At 70.7% G+C, this 23,327-nt stretch carries 18 protein-coding genes; 16 read left to right on the forward strand and 2 right to left on the reverse strand.

What is annotated here, in order from left to right; all coding sequences use genetic code 11:
* Window positions 1-364: 364 nt before the first annotated feature.
* The 15 genes from AB0N31_RS31085 (at window position 365) to recQ (ending at window position 18,840) form a co-directional block, all read left to right on the forward strand.
* A complete protein-coding gene (locus AB0N31_RS31085; protein WP_007383963.1) occupies window positions 365-724 on the forward strand; it encodes an NADH-quinone oxidoreductase subunit A in 360 nt (119 codons plus the stop codon).
* Window positions 725-738: 14 nt separating this feature from the next.
* Complete coding sequence (locus tag AB0N31_RS31090; RefSeq protein WP_055635348.1) at window positions 739-1,293, forward strand: NADH-quinone oxidoreductase subunit B family protein; 555 nt, start codon at window positions 739-741, stop codon at window positions 1,291-1,293.
* Window positions 1,290-2,045 (forward strand): NADH-quinone oxidoreductase subunit C, encoded by a 756-nt coding sequence (locus tag AB0N31_RS31095; protein WP_366061803.1) that lies wholly within the window; start codon window positions 1,290-1,292, stop codon window positions 2,043-2,045. Before AB0N31_RS31090 ends, AB0N31_RS31095 begins: the two co-directional genes overlap by 4 nt.
* A 62-nt stretch (window positions 2,046-2,107) precedes the next feature.
* Window positions 2,108-3,418 (forward strand): NADH-quinone oxidoreductase subunit D, encoded by a 1,311-nt coding sequence (locus AB0N31_RS31100; RefSeq protein WP_366061804.1) that lies wholly within the window; start codon window positions 2,108-2,110, stop codon window positions 3,416-3,418.
* Window positions 3,415-4,287 carry an NADH-quinone oxidoreductase subunit NuoE gene (gene nuoE / locus AB0N31_RS31105; protein ID WP_366061805.1) on the forward strand — a complete coding sequence of 291 codons (873 nt, stop codon included), beginning with the start codon at window positions 3,415-3,417 and terminating at the stop codon, window positions 4,285-4,287. Before AB0N31_RS31100 ends, nuoE begins: the two co-directional genes overlap by 4 nt.
* The gene (nuoF, locus tag AB0N31_RS31110; protein WP_366061806.1) at window positions 4,284-5,633 is read left to right on the forward strand and encodes an NADH-quinone oxidoreductase subunit NuoF; all 1,350 of its coding nucleotides are present in this window, start codon (window positions 4,284-4,286) and stop codon (window positions 5,631-5,633) included. Before nuoE ends, nuoF begins: the two co-directional genes overlap by 4 nt.
* The gene (locus tag AB0N31_RS31115) at window positions 5,630-8,137 is read left to right on the forward strand and encodes an NADH-quinone oxidoreductase subunit G (RefSeq protein WP_366061807.1); all 2,508 of its coding nucleotides are present in this window, start codon (window positions 5,630-5,632) and stop codon (window positions 8,135-8,137) included. The genes nuoF and AB0N31_RS31115 overlap by 4 nt, the downstream gene beginning before the upstream one ends.
* Complete coding sequence (gene nuoH / locus AB0N31_RS31120; protein WP_366061808.1) at window positions 8,134-9,495, forward strand: NADH-quinone oxidoreductase subunit NuoH; 1,362 nt, start codon at window positions 8,134-8,136, stop codon at window positions 9,493-9,495. The genes AB0N31_RS31115 and nuoH overlap by 4 nt, the downstream gene beginning before the upstream one ends.
* A complete protein-coding gene (gene nuoI, locus AB0N31_RS31125) occupies window positions 9,488-10,138 on the forward strand; it encodes an NADH-quinone oxidoreductase subunit NuoI (protein ID WP_366061809.1) in 651 nt (216 codons plus the stop codon). The genes nuoH and nuoI overlap by 8 nt, the downstream gene beginning before the upstream one ends.
* Window positions 10,135-10,977 carry an NADH-quinone oxidoreductase subunit J gene (locus tag AB0N31_RS31130; protein WP_366061810.1) on the forward strand — a complete coding sequence of 281 codons (843 nt, stop codon included), beginning with the start codon at window positions 10,135-10,137 and terminating at the stop codon, window positions 10,975-10,977. Before nuoI ends, AB0N31_RS31130 begins: the two co-directional genes overlap by 4 nt.
* Window positions 10,974-11,273, forward strand: a complete 300-nt coding sequence (nuoK, locus tag AB0N31_RS31135; RefSeq protein ID WP_003974374.1) for an NADH-quinone oxidoreductase subunit NuoK — start codon at window positions 10,974-10,976, stop codon at window positions 11,271-11,273. The genes AB0N31_RS31130 and nuoK overlap by 4 nt, the downstream gene beginning before the upstream one ends.
* Window positions 11,274-11,288: 15 nt before the next feature.
* Window positions 11,289-13,280 carry an NADH-quinone oxidoreductase subunit L gene (gene nuoL, locus AB0N31_RS31140; protein WP_366061812.1) on the forward strand — a complete coding sequence of 664 codons (1,992 nt, stop codon included), beginning with the start codon at window positions 11,289-11,291 and terminating at the stop codon, window positions 13,278-13,280.
* 5 nt (window positions 13,281-13,285) lie between these two features.
* On the forward strand, window positions 13,286-14,857 hold the full coding sequence (locus AB0N31_RS31145; RefSeq protein WP_366061813.1) for an NADH-quinone oxidoreductase subunit M: 1,572 nt from the start codon (window positions 13,286-13,288) through the stop codon (window positions 14,855-14,857).
* Window positions 14,854-16,503: an NADH-quinone oxidoreductase subunit NuoN gene (nuoN, locus tag AB0N31_RS31150; protein ID WP_366061814.1), complete on the forward strand. Its 1,650-nt coding sequence runs from the start codon at window positions 14,854-14,856 to the stop codon at window positions 16,501-16,503. The genes AB0N31_RS31145 and nuoN overlap by 4 nt, the downstream gene beginning before the upstream one ends.
* Window positions 16,504-16,764: 261 nt before the next feature.
* Entirely contained in the window at window positions 16,765-18,840 is a 2,076-nt protein-coding gene (recQ, locus tag AB0N31_RS31155; protein WP_366061815.1) for a DNA helicase RecQ, read from the forward strand.
* A gap of 54 nt (window positions 18,841-18,894) precedes the next feature.
* Here recQ and AB0N31_RS31160 read toward each other — a convergent pair whose 3' ends face one another.
* Window positions 18,895-19,833, reverse strand: a complete 939-nt coding sequence (locus tag AB0N31_RS31160; protein WP_366061821.1) for a M56 family metallopeptidase — start codon at window positions 19,831-19,833, stop codon at window positions 18,895-18,897.
* 136 nt (window positions 19,834-19,969) lie between these two features.
* Window positions 19,970-21,277 carry a fumarylacetoacetase gene (fahA, locus tag AB0N31_RS31165; RefSeq protein ID WP_366061822.1) on the reverse strand — a complete coding sequence of 436 codons (1,308 nt, stop codon included), beginning with the start codon at window positions 21,275-21,277 and terminating at the stop codon, window positions 19,970-19,972.
* Between the two features lie 358 nt (window positions 21,278-21,635).
* Between fahA and AB0N31_RS31170 the strand changes: the two genes are divergently transcribed.
* A complete protein-coding gene (locus tag AB0N31_RS31170) occupies window positions 21,636-22,991 on the forward strand; it encodes a DegT/DnrJ/EryC1/StrS family aminotransferase (RefSeq protein WP_366061816.1) in 1,356 nt (451 codons plus the stop codon).
* The last annotated feature ends 336 nt before the right edge of the window (window positions 22,992-23,327 follow it).

A 23,327-nucleotide genomic window follows, 5' to 3' on the forward strand; every position in this document is an offset into this window, starting at 1 on the left:
AGGTGGCCCGTCCAGCGCCAATTTGCATGCAGCGGAACCCTCTTGATATAGAGACGACCCTCTTGACCTGCGGCGACGAGAGCAAATGTCACTTCTTGTGATCACTCTGACGCTTCGCGTGCGAAGATCACCGCTGATATGACTTCATGATCCTTCGTCAGGTGGTGGAGATCACAAAGCTCGTGCAATCCCCCGTGTCGCAGATCACAGAGCCACAGGCATAGGATGCGAGGCAGTTGGGCTTGTGACCTGCTTCACATGTTCGCGATCTTCGTCGGTGACGGTGGGGTTCGTGGGGCCGGTGAGGCGGATGCGAGCCCCGACATCGCCAGCAGTCAGTGCCGACTGAGAGGAGCGAGGAGCGGTGAACGCGTATGCGCCCATCCTCGTACTGGGAGCCCTCGGGGCAGGCTTTGCGATCTTCTCCGTGGTCATGGCCACGCTGATCGGGCCGAAGCGGTACAACCGCGCCAAGCTCGAGGCCTACGAGTGCGGTATCGAGCCGACCCCCACGCCGGCCGGCGGCGGGCGCTTCCCCATCAAGTACTACCTGACGGCGATGCTCTTCATCGTCTTCGACATCGAGATCGTCTTCCTCTACCCCTGGGCCGTCACCTTCGACGCCCTGGGGGTTTTCGGGCTCGTGGAGATGTTGCTCTTCGTGCTCACCGTCTTCGTCGCCTACGCCTACGTGTGGCGGCGCGGCGGCCTGGAATGGGACTGAGGGGCCTTTAAGCCATGGGACTCGAAGAAAAGCTGCCGAGCGGTTTCCTGCTGACCACCGTCGAACAGGCCGCGGGCTGGGTGCGCAAGGCGTCCGTCTTCCCCGCCACGTTCGGCCTCGCCTGCTGCGCCATCGAGATGATGACCACCGGCGCGGGCCGCTACGACCTGGCGCGCTTCGGCATGGAGGTCTTCCGCGGGTCGCCCCGCCAGGCGGACCTGATGATCGTGGCCGGCCGGGTCAGCCAGAAGATGGCGCCGGTGTTGCGGCAGGTCTACGACCAGATGCCGAACCCGAAGTGGGTGATCTCCATGGGGGTGTGCGCCTCCTCGGGCGGCATGTTCAACAACTACGCCATCGTCCAGGGCGTCGACCACATCGTTCCCGTCGACATCTACCTCCCCGGCTGCCCGCCGCGCCCCGAGATGCTGATGGACGCGATCCTCAAGCTCCATCACAAGATCCAGAACTCCAAGCTGGGCGTGAACGCCGAGGAAGCGGCCCGCGAGGCGGAGGAAGCGGCGCTCAAGGCCCTGCCCACGATCGAGATGAAGGGGCTGCTGCGGTGAGCGACGCCAACGGCACCGGCGCAGGGGCCGGGGGAACCAACCCCGAGAAGGACCTGGCCGCCTCCAACCTCCCCGGACAGCGCGGCCAGGGCGGCGAGGAGATCCGCGTCCAGCACGGCATGTTCGGCGCCGACAACGGCGGCGACACCTCCGGTTACGGCGGCCTGGTCCGCTCGGTGCGCCTGCCCGGTGCGACCGCCCGTCCCTACGGCGGCTGGTTCGACGAGGTCGCCGACGAACTCGAGGGCGCGCTGGAGGAGCAGGGTCTCCTCCCCGAGAACGCCATCGACAAGACGGTCGTCGACCGCGACGAACTCACCTTCCACATCGAACGCGAACACCTCGTCCGGGTCGCCCGCACCCTGCGCGACGACCCGGCCCTGCGCTTCGAACTCTGCACGGGGGTGAGCGGCGTCCACTACCCGAACGACAAGGGCCGCGAACTGCACGCCGTCTACCACCTGCGCTCGATCACCCACAACAGGCTGATCCGGCTCGAGGTGAGCGTCCCGGACTCCGACCGGCACATCCCGTCCCTGGTCTCCGTCTACCCGACCAACGACTGGCACGAGCGCGAGACCTACGACTTCTTCGGGATCGTCTTCGACGGTCACCCGGCCCTGACGCGGATCATGATGCCGGACGACTGGCAGGGCCACCCCCAGCGCAAGGACTACCCCCTCGGCGGCATCCCCGTCGAGTACAAGGGCGCCCAGATCCCGGCTCCGGACCAGCGGAGGTCGTACTCGTGAGCACTCCCAACCCGTCGCCCGGCCACCACCCCTCATCGAGTCCCTCCGGGACCACCTCCTCGATGGCATCGGCACGCGAGACCACCGAGGGCACCGTCTACACGGTCACCGGTGGCGACTGGGACGAGGTCGTCCAGTCCGCGGCCCGCGCCGACGACGAACGCATCGTCGTCAACATGGGGCCCCAGCACCCCTCCACCCACGGGGTGCTCCGCCTGATCCTGGAGATCGACGGCGAGACGGTCACCGAGGCCCGCTGCGGCATCGGCTACCTGCACACCGGCATCGAGAAGAACCTCGAGTTCCGTACGTGGACACAGGGCACCACCTTCGTGACGCGCATGGACTACCTGACGTCCTTCTTCAACGAGACCGCCTACTGCCTCGCGGTCGAGAAGCTCCTCGGCGTCGAGGACCAGATCACCGACCGAGCCAAGATCATCCGGGTGCTCCTGATGGAGCTGAACCGGATGTCCTCCCACCTGGTGTGCATCGCCACCGGCGGCATGGAGCTCGGCGCCACCACGATCATGATCTACGGATTCCGCGATCGTGAACTCATCCTCGACATCTACGAGCTCATCACCGGCCTGCGGATGAACCACGCGTACATCCGCCCCGGCGGACTCGCCCAGGACCTGCCGCCCGGCGCGGTGGACCAGATCCGCGAGTTCGTGAAGAAGATGAAGAAGAACCTCCCGGAGTACGACAAGCTCGCCACCGGGAACCCCATCTTCAAGGCCCGCATGCAGGACATCGGCTACCTCGACCTGGCCGGCTGCACGGCCCTCGGCGCCACCGGCCCGATCCTGCGCGCCACCGGCCTGCCGCACGACCTGCGCAAGAGCCAGCCCTACTGCGACTACGAGACGTACGACTTCGACGTCCCGACCGCCGACTCCTGCGACGCCTACGGCCGCTTCCTGATCCGCCTGGAGGAGATGCGCCAGTCGCTCAGGATCGTCGAGCAGTGCCTGGACCGGCTCCAGCCCGGCCCGGTCATGGTCCCCGACAAGAAGATCGCCTGGCCCGCCCAGCTCGCCCTGGGCCCGGACGGCCTCGGCAACTCCCTCGACCACATCAAGAAGATCATGGGCACCTCCATGGAGGCCCTGATCCACCACTTCAAGCTGGTCACCGAGGGCTTCCGCGTCCCGCCGGGACAGGCGTACGCGGCCGTCGAGTCCCCCAAGGGCGAACTCGGGGTGCACGCCGTGTCCGACGGCGGCACCCGCCCCTACCGGGTCCACTTCCGCGACCCGTCCTTCACCAATCTTCAGGCCATGGCGGCGATGTGCGAGGGCGGCCAGGTCGCCGACGTGATCGTCGCCGTGGCGTCCATCGATCCCGTGATGGGAGGCGTCGACCGGTGACCACCTCTTCTTCGGAGCGGGGCGTCAGCCTGGGCATGCCCGAGTTGCCCGCGCCCGCCTACCCGGACGACGTCCGGGCCCGGCTGGAGGCCGACGCGCGCGAGATCATCGCCCGCTACCCCGACTCCCGTTCCGCGCTCCTGCCGTTGCTGCACCTCGTGCAGTCGGAGGAGGGACACGTCACGCGCACCGGGATGCGGTTCTGCGCGGACGTACTGGGCCTGACCACCGCCGAGGTCACCGCGGTCGCGACCTTCTACACCATGTACCGGCGCCGGCCGAGCGGTGACTACCAGGTGGGCGTGTGCACCAACACCCTCTGCGCGGTGATGGGCGGGGACGCCATCTTCGAGGCGCTCCAGGACCACCTCGGCGTCGGCAACGGCGAGACCACCGACGACGGCAAGGTCACCCTGGAGCACATCGAGTGCAACGCGGCCTGCGACTACGCGCCGGTCGTGATGGTCAACTGGGAGTTCTTCGACAACCAGACCGTGCAGAGCGCGAAGCGACTGGTGGACGACCTGCGGGTCGGCCGTACCGTCTCGCCCACGCGCGGGGCGCCGCTGTGCACCTTCAAGGAGACCGCCCGGATCCTGGCGGGATTCCCCGACGAGCGCGAGGGCGCCGTCGACGCGAGCGGCAGCGCGGGACCGGCGTCGCTGGTGGGACTTCGCCTGGCAAGGGGAGAGACCGCACCCGCGCGCGTGGTCCATCCGCGCGACGGCGGACCGCACGACGCGCCGCAGGACCGGGCCGTGCACGACCCGTCACCGACGCAGCACCTCAGTTCGCACGACGCGCCGCAGGACACGTCGGCCTCCGACCCGGCCCACCCGGCAGGGCCCACCGCCGAGGAGGGGGAGTGATGACCTTGGCACCCGAGCTGAAAGACACCGGCCCCGAGAAGCTGCTGGCACCCGTGCTGTCGGCCTTCTGGGACGAGGACAGGTCCTGGACGCTGGACGTGTACCGAAGGCACGAGGGGTACGAGGGGCTCCGCAAGGCGCTCGCCATGTCGCCGGACGACCTGATCGCGTACGTCAAGGAATCCGGTCTGCGCGGCCGCGGCGGCGCGGGATTCCCCACGGGAATGAAATGGCAGTTCATTCCCCAGGGGGACGGGAAACCGCACTATCTGGTTGTCAACGCCGACGAATCGGAGCCGGGAACCTGTAAGGACATCCCGCTCCTCTTCGCGAACCCGCACAGCCTCATCGAGGGCATCGTCATCGCGTGCTACGCCATCAGGTCGTCGCACGCCTTCATCTATCTGCGGGGCGAGGTCGTCCCCGTTCTGCGGCGGTTGCACGAGGCCGTGCGCGAGGCCTACGCGGCGGGCTACCTCGGCGAGAACATCCTGGGCAGCGGACTCGACCTCGAACTCACCGTGCACGCCGGCGCCGGCGCGTACATCTGCGGTGAGGAGACCGCGCTGCTGGACTCGCTCGAAGGCCGCCGTGGTCAACCGCGGCTGCGTCCCCCCTTCCCCGCCGTCGCGGGCCTCTACGCGTGCCCGACTGTGGTGAACAACGTCGAGTCGATCGCGTCGGTTCCCGCGATTCTGCAGAACGGCAAGGAATGGTTCCGGTCGATGGGCAGCGAGAAGTCCCCGGGCTTCACGCTCTACTCGCTCAGCGGCCACGTCGCCAGCCCCGGCCAGTACGAAGCACCCCTCGGCATCACCCTCCGTCAGCTCCTCGAGATGAGCGGCGGCATGCGACCGGGCCACCGCCTCAAGTTCTGGACGCCGGGCGGCTCCTCCACCCCGATGTTCACCGACGAGCACCTCGACGTCCCTCTCGACTACGAAGGAGTGGGCGCCGCGGGTTCCATGCTCGGCACGAAGGCGCTCCAGTGCTTCGACGAGACGACCTGCGTGGTGCGGGCCGTGACCCGCTGGACCGAGTTCTACGCCCACGAGTCCTGCGGCAAGTGCACACCCTGCCGGGAAGGCACCTACTGGCTGGTGCAGTTGATGCGGGACATCGAGGCCGGCAAGGGCGCCATGTCCGACCTCGACAAGCTCAACGACATCGCCGACAACATCAACGGCAAGTCCTTCTGCGCCCTCGGCGACGGTGCCGCCTCGCCGATCTTCTCCTCGCTCAAGTACTTCCGCGAGGAGTACGAGCAGCACATCACGGGCCGCGGCTGCCCCTTCGACCCGGCCAAGTCGACGGCCTGGGCCGACCGCACGGAGGTGAACGCATGACGGTGACCACCAGCGCTCCCTCCGGGGGCGGAGAGGCGGCTCTCCCGCCGGAGGATCTCGTGACGCTGACCATCGACGGCGTGGAGATCAGCGTGCCCAAGGGCACCCTGGTCATCCGGGCCGCCGAACAGCTCGGCATCGAGATCCCGCGCTTCTGCGACCACCCGCTCCTCGACCCGGCCGGCGCCTGCCGCCAGTGCATCGTCGAGGTCGAGGGCCAGCGCAAGCCGATGGCGTCCTGCACGATCACGTGCACGGACGGGATGGTGGTGAAGACCCAGCTCACCTCCCCGGTGGCCGAGAAGGCGCAGCACGGTGTGATGGAGCTGCTCCTCATCAACCACCCGCTGGACTGCCCGGTCTGCGACAAGGGCGGCGAGTGCCCGCTGCAGAACCAGGCCATGTCGCACGGCAACGCCGAGTCCCGCTTCGAGGGCCGCAAGCGGACCTACGAGAAGCCCGTCCCGATCTCCACGCAGGTGCTGCTCGACCGCGAGCGCTGCGTGCTGTGCGCCCGCTGCACCCGGTTCTCCAACCAGGTCGCGGGGGACCCGATGATCGAACTGATCGAGCGGGGCGCGCTCCAGCAGGTCGGCACCGGCGAGGGCGACCCCTTCGAGTCGTACTTCTCCGGCAACACCATCCAGATCTGCCCGGTGGGCGCGCTCACCTCGGCGGCCTACCGGTTCCGTTCGCGGCCTTTCGACCTGATCTCCGCGCCGTCCGTCTGCGAGCACTGCTCGGGCGGCTGCGCGACGCGCACGGACCACCGGCGCGGCAAGGTCATGCGACGGCTCGCCGCCGACGACCCGGAGGTCAACGAGGAGTGGATCTGCGACAAGGGGCGCTTCGGGTTCCGGTACGCCCAGCAGCGCGACCGGCTCGACACCCCGCTCGTGCGCAACGCCGAGGGCGACCTCCGGCCGGCCTCCTGGCCGGAGGCGTTGCAGATCGCGGCCCAGGGACTGCTCGCCTCGCGCGGGCGGACCGGCGTCCTGACCGGCGGCCGCCTGACCATCGAGGACGCCTACGCGTACAGCAAGTTCGCGCGCGTGGCGCTCGACACCAACGACATCGACTTCCGCGCGCGCGTGCACAGCGGCGAGGAGGCCGACTTCCTGGCGTCCAGGGTGGCGGGCCGCGGCCGTGACCTCGACGGCAGCGGCATCACGTACACGACGCTGGAGAAGGCGCCCACCGTCCTGCTCGTCGGGTTCGAGTCCGAGGAGGAGGCGCCCGGCGTCTTCCTGCGGCTGCGCAAGGCCTGGCGCAAGCACGGGCAGAAGGTGTTCTCGCTGGCCACCCACGCCACCCGCGGCCTGGAGAAGGCCGGCGGCACACTGCTGCCGGCCGCTCCGGGCACCGAGACCGAGTGGCTGGACGCGCTGACCAGCGGCGTCGGCCTGGAGGACGAGCCGGGGAGCCGGGCCGCCGAGGCGCTGCGCGCCGGCGGCGCGGTGATCGTCGTCGGCGAGCGGCTCGCCGCCGTCGCGGGCGGCCTCACCGCCGTCGTACGGGCGGCCACCGCGACCGGGGCGGACCTGGTGTGGATCCCGCGCCGGGCGGGGGAGCGGGGCGCCGTCGAGGCGGGCGCGCTCCCGTCGCTGCTGCCGGGCGGACGCCCCGCCACCGACCCGCGCGCGCGGGAGGAGGTCGCCGCCGCCTGGGGCGTCGCCGAACTCCCGCCGCACTACGGCCGGGACACCGGGCAGATCATCGAGGCCGCCGCGAGCGGCGAACTGCAGGCACTGCTCGTCGCCGGGGTGGAGGTGGCGGACCTGCCCGACCCGCAGCGCGCGCGTGAGGCGCTCGCCGAGGCCGGCTTCGTGGTGTCGCTGGAGCTGCGCCCCGGCGAGGTCACCGACCGTGCCGACGTCGTCCTGCCCGTCGCCGCGGTCGCCGAGAAGGCGGGGGCCTTCCTCAACTGGGAGGGCCGGGTGCGCTCCTTCGAGGCCGCGCTCAAGCCCGAACAGATGACGCGCCGTCCGGCACCGACCGACGCGCGCGCGCTGCAGATGCTCGCCGACGCCATGGACGTCCACCTGGGCCTGCCGGACCTGCGCACCACGCGCGCGGAGCTGAACCGGCTCGGCGCCTGGGACGGGCCGCGGGCCGCCGCACCGCTGGACACCGCCGGCGTCCTGCCGCGGCCCGCCGCCGGTGAGGCCGTGCTCGCCGGGCACCGCCTGCTGCTCGACCAGGGCCTCCTCCAGCAGGGCGACGAGGCGCTCGCCGGCACCCGGCACGCCGCCCACGCGCGCGTGTCCGCCGCCACGGCCGCCGAAGCCGGCGTCAAGGACGGCGACACGCTCGCCGTGACCGGTACCGCGGGGACGGTGGAACTGCCCCTGCGGATCACCGAGATGCCCGACCGGGTGGTGTGGCTCCCGCTGAACTCCACGGGCGGGGGCGTCGCCTCCGACACCGGGGCCCGGCCCGGCTCCCTCGTCCGCATCGGCCCGGCGACGCTCGCCGCCGAGGCCCCCAAGGAGGTGGAGGCATGAGCCCGTACCTCGCCGCTGAAGACCTCTCGATGTTCGGCCGCGACCCCTGGTGGCTGGTCGTGATCAAGGCGGTGTTCTGCTTCGCCTTCCTGATGCTGACCGTGCTGTTCTCCATCGTCTGGGAACGCAAGGTCGTCGCCTGGATGCAGCTGCGCATCGGCCCCAACCGGCACGGCCCCTGGGGCATGCTCCAGTCGCTCGCCGACGGCATCAAGCTGATGCTCAAGGAAGACCTGATCGTCAAACGCGCCGACAAGGTGGTGTACGTCCTCGCGCCGGTCGTCGCGGCCATCCCGGCCTTCATGGCGATCGCGGTGATCCCCTTCGGCCCGGCCGGCAACGAGATCTCGATCTTCGGACAGCGCACCACGATGCAGCTCACCGACCTGCCGATCGCGATGCTCTACATCCTCGCGGTCGCCTCGGTCGGCATCTACGGCATCGTCCTCGCGGGGTGGAGCTCCGGATCCACCTATCCGCTCCTGGGCGGCCTGCGCTCCTGCGCGCAGATGATCTCGTACGAGATCGCGATGGGCGCCGCGTTCGCCTCGGTGTTCCTCTACTCCGGGTCGATGTCGACGTCGACCATCGTCGAGCAGCAGCAGGACCGCTGGTACATCCTCCTGCTGCCGGTCTCCTTCGTCCTCTACATCGTCACGATGGTCGGCGAGACGAACCGCGCCCCGTTCGACATGCCGGAGTCCGAGGGCGACCTGGTCGGCGGCTTCAACACCGAGTACTCGTCGATCAAGTTCGCGATGTTCATGCTCGCCGAGTACGTGAACATGGTGACGGTCTCGGCCGTGGCGACCACGCTCTTCCTCGGCGGCTGGCGGGCCCCCTGGCCGGTCAGCACCTTCTGGGAGGGCGCGAACCACGGCTGGTGGCCGATGCTCTGGTTCGTCGTCAAGGTGCAGCTGCTGCTGTTCTTCTTCATCTGGCTGCGCGGCACGCTGCCCCGGGTCCGCTACGACCAGCTCATGAAGCTCGGCTGGAAGGTCCTCATCCCGGTCTCGGTGGTCTGGCTGATGCTCGTCGCGACCGTGCGGACCCTGCGCAACGAGAACTACGACTTCGCCGACATCGCCCTCTACGTCGGCGGCGGCGTCCTGGTCCTGCTGCTGCTCTCCTTCGTCGCGGACATGTTCCGCGACCGCGGCAAGGAGGAGGCGGCGCCGACCGAGCCCGCCGCCTTCGACCCGATGGCGGGCGGGTTCCCCGTACCGCCGCTGCCGGGACAGGAGCTGCCGCCGGTGCCCAGGCGCCGTCCGCGCCGGGAGCGGGAGCTGATTGTCAGTGGCGGGTCCGATACTCAGAGTGACGGATCTCTGGAGGGAAAGGAGGCGTCCGATGGCTGAGGAGCCCAAGGAGGCCGGGCGGTCGAAGCCCGGTTTCCAGAACCCGGTAGCCGGTTTCGGCGTGACCTTCAAGGCCATGTTCAAGAAGCGGCTCACCGAGCAGTACCCCGAGCAGGAGAAGACCACCGCTCCCCGGTTCCACGGACGGCACCAGCTCAACCGCCATCCGGACGGTCTGGAGAAGTGCGTCGGCTGCGAGCTGTGCGCCTGGGCCTGCCCCGCCGACGCCATCTACGTCGAGGGGGCCGACAACACCGAGGAGGAGCGCTACTCCCCGGGCGAGCGGTACGGGCGCGTCTACCAGATCAACTACGCCCGCTGCATCCTGTGCGGCCTGTGCATCGAGGCGTGCCCCACCCGCGCGCTGACGATGACCAACGAGTTCGAACTGGCCGACAGCAGCCGCGCCAACCTGATCTACACCAAGGAGCAGCTGCTGGCCGGCCTGGACGAGGGCATGGTCGACAGTCCGCACGCCATCTACCCCGGCATGGACGAACAGGACTACTACCGGGGCCTGGTGACGGAGGCCGCGCCCGGCACCGAGCGGCAGGTCGCGCTCTCCAAGGGCGAGGTTCCGCAGGAGGCCGCCACCACGTTCGGCGAGGGCGAGCCCGCCTCCGGGGAGGTGATCGGCCGATGAGCGCTCAGCTCGCCGCCTACTCCACCTCCACCGGCGAGGCGGTCCAGTTCTGGGTGCTGGGCACGGTCGCGGTGATCGGCGCCCTGTGCACCGTCTTCATGAGGAGGGCCGTGCACAGCGCGCTCTGCCTCGCCGGAACCATGATCGTCCTGGCGGTGTTCTACCTCGCCAACGGCGCCTACTTCCTGGGCGTCGTGCAGATCGTCGTCTACACCGGCGCGATCATGATGCTGTTCCTGTTCGTGGTGATGCTCGTCGGCGTCACCGCCGCGGACTCCCTGAAGGAGACCATCAAGGGCCAGCGCTGGCTGGCGCTGGTCTGCGGCCTCGGCTTCGGCGTCCTGCTGGTCGCCGGCATCGGCAACGCCTCCCTGACGGAGTTCGGCGGCCTCACGGAGGCCAACGCGGGCGGCAACGTGGAGGGCCTCGCGGCCCTCATCTTCACCAAGTACGTCTTCGCCTTCGAGATCACCGGCGCCCTGCTCATCACGGCCGCCGTCGGCGCCATGGTGCTCACCCACCGCGAGCGCACCGAGCGGGCGAAGACCCAGCGCGAGCTGTCCGAACAGCGCGTCCGCGAGGGCGTCCACCTGCCGCCGCTGCCCGCGCCCGGTGTGTACGCGCGGCACAACGCCGTGGACATCGCCGGCCTGCTGCCCGACGGCACCCCGTCGGACCTCACCGTCAGCAAGACGCTGCGGGAGCGCGGCCAGGTCCGGGACGTGTCCGCCGAGGCGCTCAACGACCTCAAGGCGATCGAGCAGCGCGCCGCGGAGCGCCTGGAACGCACCCCGATCGAGCCGCCGACCTTCAAGCGGGCCGAGGAGGCGTCGAAGTGAACCCCGTCAACTACCTCTATCTCGCCGCCCTGCTGTTCACGATCGGTGCGACGGGCGTCCTGATCAGGCGCAACGCGATCGTCGTGTTCATGTGCATCGAGCTGATGCTCAACGCCTGCAACCTCGCGTTCGTCGCCTTCTCCCGCATGCACGGCAACCTCGACGGCCAGATCATCGCGTTCTTCACGATGGTCGTCGCCGCAGCGGAGGTCGTGGTGGGACTCGCGATCATCGTGTCGCTGTTCCGTTCCCGCCACTCGGCCTCGGTCGACGACGCCAGCCTGATGAAGCTGTAAGGGGTCGGAAGAATCGTGGAGAACCTGATTGCGCTGCTGATCGCGGCGCCCCTGCTCGGAGCGGCCGTCCTCCTGGTCGGTGGCCGGCGGCTCGACGCCGTCGGCCACTGGCTCGGCACACTGCTGGCGGCCGTCTCCTTCGTGATCGGCCTCGTCCTCTTCGCCGACCTGCTCGGCAGGGACGCCGACGACCGGACGCTCACGCAACACCTGTTCAGCTGGATCCCGGTCGAGGGCTTCCAGGCGGACGCCGCCTTCCGCGTCGACCAGCTGTCGATGACGTTCGTCCTGCTGATCACGGGCGTCGGCTCGCTGATCCACCTGTACTCGATCGGGTACATGGAGCACGACGAGCGCCGCCGCCGCTTCTTCGGCTACCTGAACCTGTTCCTGGCGGCGATGCTCCTCCTGGTCCTCGCCGACAACTACCTGCTGCTGTACGTCGGCTGGGAGGGCGTCGGCCTCGCCTCCTACCTGCTGATCGGCTTCTGGCAGCACAAGCCCAGCGCCGCCACCGCGGCGAAGAAGGCCTTCCTGGTCAACCGCGTCGGTGACGTGGGCCTGTCGATCGCCATCATGCTGATGTTCACCACCTTCGGCACCTTCGCCTTCGGTCCCCTGCTGGGCACGCCCGAGGAGGCCGGACTCGCCGGTGGGGCGAGCGAGGGCACGCTCACCGCGATCGCCCTGATGCTGCTGCTCGCGGCCTGCGGCAAGTCCGCCCAGGTGCCGTTGCAGTCCTGGCTCGGGGACGCCATGGAGGGCCCGACGCCCGTCTCGGCCCTCATCCACGCGGCCACGATGGTCACCGCCGGGGTCTACCTGATCGTCCGCTCCGCGGCGATCTTCAACCTGGCGCCCGACGCACAGCTCGTCGTGACCGTCGTCGGCGCCGTCACGCTCCTGTTCGGTGCGATCGTCGGTTGCGCGAAGGACGACATCAAGAAGGCCCTGGCCGGCTCGACCATGTCGCAGATCGGCTACATGGTGCTGGCGGCCGGCCTCGGCCCGATCGGTTACGTCTTCGCGATCATGCACCTCGTGACGCACGGCTTCTTCAAGGCCGGCCTGTTCCTCGGCGCCGGTTCGGTCATGCACGGCATGAACGACGAGGTCGACATGCGCAAGTACGGCGGCCTGCGCACGTACATGCCGGTCACCTTCATCACGTTCGGCCTCGGCTACCTCGCCATCATCGGCTTCCCGGGTCTGTCCGGCTTCTTCTCCAAGGACAAGATCATCGAGGCCGCCTTCGCCAAGGGCGGCACCGAGGGCTGGATCCTCGGCGGCTGCGCGCTGCTGGGCGCGGCCATCACGGCGTACTACATGACGCGCGTGATGCTGATGACGTTCTTCGGCGAGGAGCGCTGGAGGAACCGGCCCACCCGCTCACCCGAGGCGCCCAGCGCCGAGCCCGCCGCCGCACACGGCGGCGGGGCCGCATCCGGTCACGTCGCCGCCGCGACGGAGGAGCCGCACCCGCACGAGTCCCCGAAGTCCATGACGATCCCCATGATCGTGCTGGCCTTCGGCTCGGTCTTCGCCGGCGCCTTCTTCAGCATCGGCGACCGCTTCCTGCACTGGCTGGAGCCCGTCACGGGGCACAGCCACGGCGACGCGCCGGTCAGCGCGCTCACGGTCACCCTCGCCACCATGGTGGTGCTGGTGATCGGCGTCGCGGTCGCCTACCTCCAGTACGGCCGCCGCCCCGTCCCGGTCGTCGCCCCGCGCGGTTCCCTGCTCACCAGGGCCGCCCGCCGCGACCTCCTCCAGGACGACTTCAACCACGTCGTCCTGGTCCGCGGCGGCGAGCACCTCACCCGGTCCCTGGTGTACGTCGACCACACCCTGGTCGACGGCGTCGTCAACGGTACGGCGGCCTCGGTCGGCGGCCTCTCCGGACGCATGCGCAAGCTCCAGAACGGCTTCGCGCGGTCGTACGCGGTCTCGATGTTCGGCGGTGCGGCGGTCCTCATCGCCGCGACCCTGCTGATGAGGGCGGTCTGATACCGATGTCCTTTCCTCTGCTGACAGCGACGGCGGCGCTCCCCGCGATCGGGGCGGTCGCCACGGCCGCCGTCCCGGCCGCGCGGCGCAACACCGCCAAGACGCTGGCCCTGCTGTTCTCCCTCGCCACGCTCGTCCTCGCGATCGTCGTCCTGGTCCGCTTCGACCCGGACGGCGACCGCTACCAGCTCACCGAGTCCCACTCCTGGATCGCCGAGTTCGGCGTCCGGTACGAACTCGGCGTGGACGGCATCGCGGTGGCGCTCATCGCGCTCACGGCCCTGCTGATCCCGTTCATCGTCCTCGCGGGCTGGCACGACGCCGACCCGCTGGAGACCGGTAGCAAGCGGTGGCGGCCGACGCAGGGCTTCTTCGCCCTGATCCTCGCCGTCGAGGCGATGGTGATCATCTCCTTCGAGGCCACCGACGTCTTCCTCTTCTACATCTTCTTCGAAGCCATGCTGATCCCGATGTACTTCCTCATCGGCGGCTTCGGGGACCGGGCCCACGAGCACGGCGAGGAGACGGCGTCCACCCAACGGTCGTACGCGGCCGTGAAGTTCCTGCTCTACAACCTGGCCGGCGGACTGATCATGCTGGCCGCGGTGATCGGGCTCTACGTGGTCGCCGGGAACTTTTCGCTGACGGAGATCGCCGAGGCCCGGGCCAACGGCTCGCTCGACATGGCGACGAACACCGAACGCTGGCTGTTCCTCGGCTTCTTCTTCGCCTTCGCCGTGAAGGCGCCCCTGTGGCCGCTCCACACCTGGCTGCCCAACGCCATGGGAGAGGCCACCACCCCGGTCGCCGTCCTCATCACGGCGGTCGTCGACAAGGTCGGCACCTTCGCGATGCTGCGCTTCTGCCTCCAGCTCTTCCCGGAGGCCAGCAAGTGGGCCACGCCCGTGGTCCTCGTCCTCGCCGTGATCAGCATCATCTACGGTGCGCTGCTCGCCGTCGGGCAGCGGGACATCAAGCGGCTGGTGGCGTACGCGTCGATCTCGCACTTCGGCTTCATCATCCTGGGCATCTTCGCCATGACCAGCCAGGGCCAGTCCGGCGCCACGCTCTACATGGTCAACCACGGCATCTCGACGGCCGCCCTGATGCTGGTCGCCGGCTTCCTCATCTCGCGGCGCGGTTCGCGGCTCATCGCCGACTACGGCGGTGTGCAGAAGGTCGCTCCCGTGCTCGCCGGCACCTTCCTGATCGGCGGCCTCGCGACCCTGTCGCTGCCGGGACTGGCGCCGTTCGTGAGCGAGTTCCTGGTCCTGGTGGGGACGTTCTCGCGCTATCCGGCGATCGGCATCGTCGCCACGTTCGGCATCGTCCTCGCCGCGCTCTACACCCTCGTCCTCTACCAGAGGACGATGACCGGTCCCGTCAGACCGGAGGTCGCCGCGATGCCGGACCTCCGCGCACGTGAGCTGATGGTCGTCGCCCCGCTGATCGTTCTGCTGATCTTCCTGGGCGTCTACCCGAAGCCTGTCACCGACATCGTCGACCCGGCGGTCAAGCAGACGCTGTCCGACGTACACAAGAAGGACCCCCAGCCCGAGGTGGAGGCGGCCAAGTGAACACAGCAGTCGTCCACAACCTGTGGACAACCGCGGCCGACCCGATCTCGAAGATCGACGCGCCGAAGATCGAATACGCGCAGCTGTCACCCACCCTGATCGTCGTGGGCGCGGCCGTCGTCGGGATCCTGGTCGAGGCGTTCGTGCCGCGCAGATCCCGTTACCACGCCCAACTGTTCGTGTCCGTCGTCGCGTTGATCGCCGCGTTCGCCGCGGTGGTGGCGCTGGCGGCGGACGGATACGGCACCACCAAGGCCCACATCGCGGCGATGGGCGCGATCGCGGTCGACGGACCGGCCCTGTTCCTCCAGGGCACGATCCTGCTGTCCGCCCTGGTGGGACTGTTCACCTTCGCCGAACGGCGGCTCGACCCCGAGGCACACGGCAACCGCGTCGACTCCTTCGCCGCCCAGGCCGCCTCGGTGCCGGGCAGCGACAGCGAGAAGGCGGCCGTCAAGGCGGGCTTCACCACCACCGAGGTCTTCCCGCTGCTCCTGTTCGCCGTCGCGGGCATGCTGGTCTTCCCGGCGGCCAACGACCTGCTGACCCTCTTCATCGCCCTGGAAGTCTTCTCGCTGCCGCTGTACCTGCTGTGCGCGCTGGCCCGCCGCAAGCGGCTGCTGTCGCAGGAGGCGGCGGTCAAGTACTTCCTGCTCGGCTCCTTCGCCTCCGCGTTCACCCTGTTCGGCATCGCCCTGCTGTACGGGTACGCCGGCTCGGTGTCGTACGCGACGATCGCGCAGGTCGTCGACGGCACGGTCACCAACGTCAGCCCGGCCCTCGCCGACACCATGGGCAACGACGTGCTGCTGCTCATCGGCGCCGCCATGATCGTCATGGGGCTGCTGTTCAAGGTGGGCGCCGTGCCGTTCCACATGTGGACGCCGGACGTCTACCAGGGCGCGCCGACCCCGGTCACCGGCTTCATGGCCGCCGCCACCAAGGTGGCCGCCTTCGGCGCGCTGCTGCGGATCCTCTACGTCGTGCTGCCGGGCCTGCGCTGGGACTGGCGGCCGGTCATGTGGGGCGTCGCGGTCGTCACCATGCTGGGCGGCGCGATCGTCGCGATCACCCAGACCGACATCAAGCGGCTGCTGGCGTACTCGTCGATCGCGCACGCCGGGTTCATCCTCGCGGGTGTCATCGCGACCACGCCGGACGGTGTCTCGTCCGTCCTGTTCTACCTGGGCGCGTACTCGTTCGTGACGATCGGCGCGTTCGCCGTGGTGACGCTGGTGCGGGACGCCGGCGGCGAGGCGACGCACCTGTCCAAGTGGGCCGGGCTGGGCCGCCGGTCGCCGCTGGTGGCGGCCGTGTTCGCGGTGTTCCTGCTGGCCTTCGCCGGCATCCCGCTGACCTCCGGGTTCGCGGGGAAGTTCGCCGTGTTCAAGGCGGCGGCGGAGGGCGGTGCGGCGCCGCTCGTCGTGGTCGGTGTGATCTCGTCGGCGATCGCCGCGTTCTTCTACATCCGCGTCATCGTCCTGATGTTCTTCAGCGAGCCGCGGCCCGAGGGCCCCACCGTCGCCGTGCCGTCACCCCTGACGATGACGACGATCGGGGTGGGTGTGGCGGTCACCCTGGTGCTCGGTGTGGCACCGCAGTACTTCCTGGACCTGGCGAGCCAGGCAGGAGTGTTCGTGCGCTGACCCGCGGAGCTCGTGCGACGGGCCCCGGTTCCCCGCGGAGGGGGCCGGGGCCCGTCGCATGCGCCGGAGCGGGTGCGGCGGGCACATCCGGCGGGCCGGTCCGGCGGCCGGCCGGCATCCGGCGGGCGGCGGGCCGGCCCGTGCGGAAGCGGCACCGTGCGGGCGACGGATCACCGCGGGCCTGTGGACAACTCCGGCGGTGTCGGTCCGGACCCCTATCGTGGACGCAGTGGTCGAGGACGACGTACGGGGGACGGGACGATGCGAGGGACGGGCGGGATCAGGGAGATGCCAGTAACCACCGAGATGGCGGGCACCGAGAGCGAGGCGCTGGCCACGCTCCACCGGGTCTTCGGGTACGAGGCCTTCCGGGGCGAGCAGGGCGAGGTCATCGAGCATGTGGTGGCCGGCGGGGACGCGGTCGTCCTCATGCCGACCGGCGGCGGCAAGTCGCTGTGCTACCAGATCCCCTCCCTGGTCCGGCCGGGCACGGGCGTCGTGGTCTCCCCGCTGATCGCGCTGATGCAGGACCAGGTGGACGCGCTGCGAGCCCTGGGCGTGCGGGCCGGATTCATGAACTCCACCCAGGACTTCGACGAGCGGCGCACGGTCGAGGCCGAGTTCCTGGCCGGCGAGCTGGACCTGCTCTACCTGGCGCCGGAGCGGCTGCGCCTGGACGCCACGCTGAACCTGCTGTCGCGCGGCAAGATCGCCGTCTTCGCCATCGACGAGGCCCACTGCGTGTCCCAGTGGGGGCACGACTTCCGCCCCGACTACCTCACCCTCTCCCTGCTGGGCGAGCGCTGGCCCGACGTCCCGCGGATCGCGCTCACCGCCACGGCCACCCACGCGACGCACCAGGAGATCACGCAGCGGCTGCGCATGCCGACGGCCCGGCACTTCGTGGCGAGCTTCGACCGGCCCAACATCCAGTACCGGATCGTGCCGAAGGCCGACCCCAGGAAGCAGCTGCTGAGCTTCCTGCGCGAGGAACACGCGGGTGACGCGGGAATCGTCTACTGCCTGTCGCGCAACTCCGTCGAGAAGACCGCCGAGTTCCTCTCCCGCAACGGCATCGAGGCCGTGCCGTACCACGCCGGTCTGGACGCGGGCACGCGCGCGGCACACCAGTCGCGGTTCCTGCGGGAGGAAGGCCTGGTCGTGTGCGCGACCATCGCCTTCGGCATGGGCATCGACAAGCCGGACGTGCGGTTCGTCGCTCATCTCGACCTGCCCAAGTCGATCGAGGGCTACTACCAGGAGACGGGCCGCGCGGGCCGTGACGGACTGCCCTCGACGGCCTGGATGGCCTACGGCCTCAACGACGTCATACAGCAGCGCAAGATGATCCAGTCGAGCGAGGGCGACGAGGCGTTCCGGCGCCGGGCCGCCGCCCACCTCGACTCGATGCTGGCGCTGTGCGAGACCGCCCGGTGCCGCCGCGGGCAGCTCCTGGCCTACTTCGGCCAGGAACCGGACCCGAAGGGCTGCGGCAACTGCGACACCTGCCTCACACCCCCACAGACCTGGGACGGCACGGTCGCGGCGCAGAAGGTGCTGTCGACGGTGGTGCGGTTGCAGCGGGAGCGCGGCCAGAAGTTCGGCGCGGTGCAGATCGTCGACATCCTGATGGGCAAGCGCACGGCCAAGGTGATCCAGTTCGACCACGACCAGCTGTCGGTGTTCGGCATCGGCGAGGAGCTGTCCGAGGGCGAATGGCGCGGTGTCGTGCGGCAGCTGCTGGCGCAGGGGCTGCTCGCCGTCGAGGGGGACTACGGCACGCTGGTGCTCACGGACGCCAGCGGGGAGGTGCTGCGCCGCGAGCGCGAGGTGCCGCTGCGCAAGGAGCCGGAGAAGCCGGTCACGGCGAAGACGTCGGGTTCCTCCACCGGCAAGGGCAGGGCGAAGGCGGCGGCGGTCGAACTGCCCGAGGCACTCCTCCCCGCCTTCGAGGCCCTGCGCGCCTGGCGCGCCGAACAGGCCCGCGAGCAGGGCGTGCCGGCGTACGTCATCTTCCACGACGCCACGTTGCGGGAGATCGCCACGGCCTGGCCGACGTCCGTGCGGGAGCTGGGCGGGATCAGCGGAGTCGGCGAGAAGAAGCTGGCGACGTACGGGGAGGGAGTGATCGGCGTGCTGGCGTCCCTGGGCGAGGCCCCGGACCCGGCATCCGGCGCCGCCCCGGCATCCGGGACGGACTCGGGCTCCGGGAGGGCTTCGGGCTCGGGCAAGGCCTCCGACGCCGTGTCCGCCGCGGGCGGGGCGCCCTCCGCCGACGGGGCCGACGACCACTGGCCCGAGATGGACGAGGAACCGGAACCCGAGGACTGGAGATAGGCGGCCGGACACCGGGGACCGGAGCGCCGGGTTCCAGCCCTCTCCGGTCGGGGGTCAGCTCAGGGCGGTCAGCCCCGGGGCGAAGGTGATCAGCAGCGGGAGCAGGGGGACCAGCGCCGCCACGGTCGTCGTCAGGGCCCGGTGTCTGCGCAGCAGCCGTGGAGGCGGCTGGAGGAGGCGGTCCACGCGTTCGCCCAGCAGCCGGTGGGAGGACGCGCAGGACAGGACGCCCCGGTGCTGGTTCAGCTCGATCAGCGCGAGCGCCGTCGTGAGGTGACCGCAGCGCCGGGACGCCGTGTCGTCGGCGGAGAGTTCGACCAGGCGGTGGGTCTGGTCGCAGAAGTGGGTGAACAGCGGGACGCGCGGGAATCCGGTGGCCAGGGCCGTCGACAGGTGCAGCAGCCAGTCGTGGTGGGCGCGGGCGTGACCTCGTTCATGGGCGAGGACCGCGTCGATCTGGTGGGAGGTGAGGCGCTGCAGGGCGCCGGTGGTCACGATCAGCTGGGACGGGCTGCCGGGCATCCACCAGGCGTCCGGGTAGTCGTCCTCGAGCACCAGCAGGGGGCCCCGGGCGGAGGGCAGTCCCGCGGGCAGGTCGGGCGCGCGCTCCCGCAGGTGGGCGCGGGCCAGGCCGCGGCGCCGGCGGGCCTCGACCAGCTCGCGGGCGAGCATCGCGGTGGTCCAGGCGGCGCCGCAGGCCAGCAGCAGCGTGAGCGCCGTCGCCCACACCGGGGCGGTCGAGAGGTCGTAGGCCGCTGTCACGGCCGGTGGCGCCGGGGCGAAGACCTGGGTGCGGACGGTGTGGAAGACGGCTGCCGCCCCCAGCACGAGCGCCGTCAGACAGCACAGCAGCACCGTGGCGACCAGGCACTGCCACACCCACAGCGCCACCACCGGCTCCCGCTCGGTCCACTCGGCCCGGGTCAGCGCGCGCGGGACCGGCACGGCGGCGGTCAGGGCGACGACGCTCAACAGGAGCAGGCAGAGGGTCATTGCCATGGGCTCCGGATCCTGGTCGGGGAGAACGGGGCGGTGGTGACGGGCGGTTCCGTGCTTCGGGACGGTAGGTGCGGCGGGCCCGGTGCGGGGACCGTTCCCGCCGTCAGTATGACGGCGGGAACGGCTGGAGTCAGCCCGTGCGGACCCTCCCGCTCACCTCGCCCAGACCGACCCGCAGCCCGTCCGGACCGGGGGCCCACGCCGACAGGGTCACCACGTCCCCGTCCTCCAGGTACGTCCGCTTGCCGTCGGGGAGTTCCAGGGGGTCGCGGCCGTTCCAGGTCAGCTCCAGCAGGGAGCCGCGCTGATCGTCGGCCGGGCCGCTCACCGTGCCGGAGCCGTAGAGGTCGCCGGTGCGCAGGGAGGCGCCGTTGACCGTCAGGTGGGCGAGTTGCTGGGCGGCCGTCCAGTACATGGTGGAGAAGGGGGGCTCGGAGACGACGTGGCCGTTGACGGCGACCGAGATGCGCAGGTCGTAGCCGGCGGGCTCGGTCGCGGAGTCGTCGAGGTAGGGCAGCAGGGGGTGGGTGCGTTCGGGGGGTGACAGCCGCGCCTCCTCCAGTGCCTCCAGCGGGGTGATCCACGCCGACACCGAGGTGGCGAAGGACTTCCCGAGGAAGGGGCCGAGGGGGACGTACTCCCAGGCCTGGATGTCGCGTGCGGACCAGTCGTTGAGGAGGCACAGGCCGAAGACGTGCTCACGGAAGTCGGTCAGCGGGACCGGGTGTCCCTGCCGCGACGGCGTGCCGACCACGAACCCGACCTCGGCCTCGATGTCGAGCCGTCGGGTGGGGCCGAAGACGGGGGCCGGATCGGTGGGCGCCTTGCGCTGGCCCGACGGGCGGACGACGTCCGTGCCGGAGACCACGACCGTGCCGGCGCGGCCGTGGTAGCCGATCGGAAGGTGCTTCCAGTTCGGCAGGAGGGTGTCCGCGGCGTCCGGGCGGAAGATGGCGCCCGCGTTCCGGGCGTGGTGCTCGGAGGCGTAGAAGTCGACGTAGTCGGCCACCTCGAACGGCAGGTGCAGGGTCACCGAGGAAAGGGGGTGCAGGAAGGGGAGCAGCGTCTGCCGGTGGGAGGGGTCCGTGACCCACTCGGTCAGGGCTCGGCGCACCTGGGACCAGACCGTACGGCCCGCCGCCAGCAGCGGGTTGAGGGTCGGCCGGCCGAGCAGGGCGGCGTGCGGGGAGCCGAGGGCCCGGGCCGCCGCACCGGCGTCGAGCACGTGGTCGCCGAGCCGGACGCCGACGGTCCGCTGCCCGGAGCCGGAGCCGGAGCCGGAGCCGGAGCCGGAGCCGGAGCCGGAGCCGGAGCCGGACCGGGACTCGGCGTCAGGGCTGGAGCCGGAGTCGGGGTCGGGGTCGGACAGGGAGAAGACGCCGTACGGGAGGTTGTGCGGGCCGAAGGGGTCGCCCTCGGGGAGGTCGAAGGGGGCCAAGGGGGGCATCGGGTGCTGCCTCACTTTCGTGCTCACCATCTGTTCGCCAGGTCTGCGCCTGCGCTCGCCACGGCCGGGTGCCGGCCGTGCGCAGGTGCTCCGCGGTGCTCTGCGGGTGCGCCGAGCCGCGGCACACGTTACGGCCGACCTCGCGGGAGGGACACCGCGGCGACACGGGAGTGACCCAGGAGGCCGGAGATCGGGCGGTCCGGCCGGAGCGCTCCGCGTCCGTCCGGACACGGGAAGTCGTCCGCAGCCCGGTCCGCAATCTTGACGGAGCGGTGCGAAAGGGGAGACTCTGGACGGGTGCCGGAAGGCCTCGGGGAGGGGGCGTTCCCACGGCACCTTTGGGGGGCGGATGGCCACAGGGGAGGCCGGTCTCGCGTCGGCGCGGCATGTTCCACGGCCGAAACGGCTGGAAGAGACCATGCGCGGCAGACTCGGCCGGGAATGCGTGTACGTGCCGTCGTGCCGGTTCGGGCTGTTCGTGGCCTTGCGCCACTGGTGCCCGCCGGGCGGACGGGTGCTGATGTCGCCTGTGAACGACGACGTGATCTTCTTCGTCGTGCTCGCGGCCGGACTCAGGCCCGTGCAGGCGCCGTTGAACCCGCTGGACGCGTCGATCGACGTCGACGCGGTGCCGGACGACCTGTGGGGTTCGCTGTCCGCGGTGCTGACGACGAATCTGTACGGCAATCCGGACGACGCGCCGCGGCTGCGTGCGAAGTGCGACGCGTCGGGGATTCCGCTGTTCGAGGACGGGGCGCACGCCATCGGCAGTGAGGTGGGCGACCGACCGGTCGGAGCCTGGGGCGACGCCTCCGTCTTCAGCCTGTCCAAGCACGTCGGCGCCAAGGCGGGCGGTTTCCTGTCCTGTGCCGACCCGGGCCTGCGCGAGGCCCTGGAGAAGACCTGCGAGGACCTGCTGCTGCCCGGCCGGCTCACGGCCGAACTGGCCTACACCGTACGGCCGTACGCGGAGGCGGCGGTGCGGGGGCTGCGGCTGCGGCGGGCGGCGTGGGCCACGATGCGGCTGCTCGGGCTGACGGAACGCGAGGGGATCCGGATGCCGTTGCGGCCCGAGGCACTGGCCGGGGCGGTCGGTGCGGCGCCGGACCTCACCGCGAGCGACTCCTGGGTCCGGGTCGACATGCACGACTACCGCTTGCGTTCCGGAAACCTGCGCCTGGGCCGGATCGGCCGCAGACTCGACCGTCTCGACGAGGTCCTGGCCGCCTGCCGGGCGGGCACGGAGCAACTGCTGTCCACGCAGTGGGCGCGGCCGGTCCCGCGCGGTGGCGCCGAGGGGGAGGCGGGTCTCCGGGCCGAGGCGTCCGGCGACTCACCCGGCGCCGGGCAGGGGCCCGGACCGTCGGCCGTCGCCCGGGCCGTCCCCCGGCCCGTCGCCCCCGTCGTCCGGCCGGATCCCCAACCCCTCTTCAGGGTGCCCCTGTTCGTCGCCGACCGGGACGCCGCGATCGCGGCTCTCGCGCGGCGGGACATCGTCGTCGGATACCTCTACGATCCGCCGCTCGACGACTACGCGGGTGTCGACTTCACCGACCTCTCGCCGGATCCGGCGGGGGCCCGGTGGTTCGCCCGGCATGCGCTGCCGGTCGATCCGCTGCGGGCATGTCAGGTCGTCGACATACTGGAGGAGTCCGGCGCGCGGCCGGCCGAGGCGCCGGGAGGGCTGGAGCCGACCCGTGGCTGACACCCAGGCCGGAACACACGCCGCGACCCCGGCCGAGGCACGGGCCGGCACCGAAGCAGTGGCGTCCGCCGAAGTCGTGGCGTCCGCCGAAGTCGTGGCGTCCGCCGGGGCCGTGGCGTCCGCCGGACCCGGGACCGGGACGTCCGCCGGGACCCGAGCGTCCGCCGGGACCGGTGCCGGGACACCCGCAGGGACCGGAACCGGGGAGCGCACCGGGGCCGGTCCCGGTGCGCGGGCCCCCGCCCCACCCGGGACGCGGGCCCCCGCCCCGGCGGAGGCGGGTGGCTCCGGTGGTGGGCGGGACTCCGACTCGCTGTTCCGGAACGCCTACTTCCT

Source organism: Streptomyces sp. NPDC051051 (genome assembly GCF_040682975.1).
Lineage (GTDB): Bacteria > Actinomycetota > Actinomycetes > Streptomycetales > Streptomycetaceae > Streptomyces.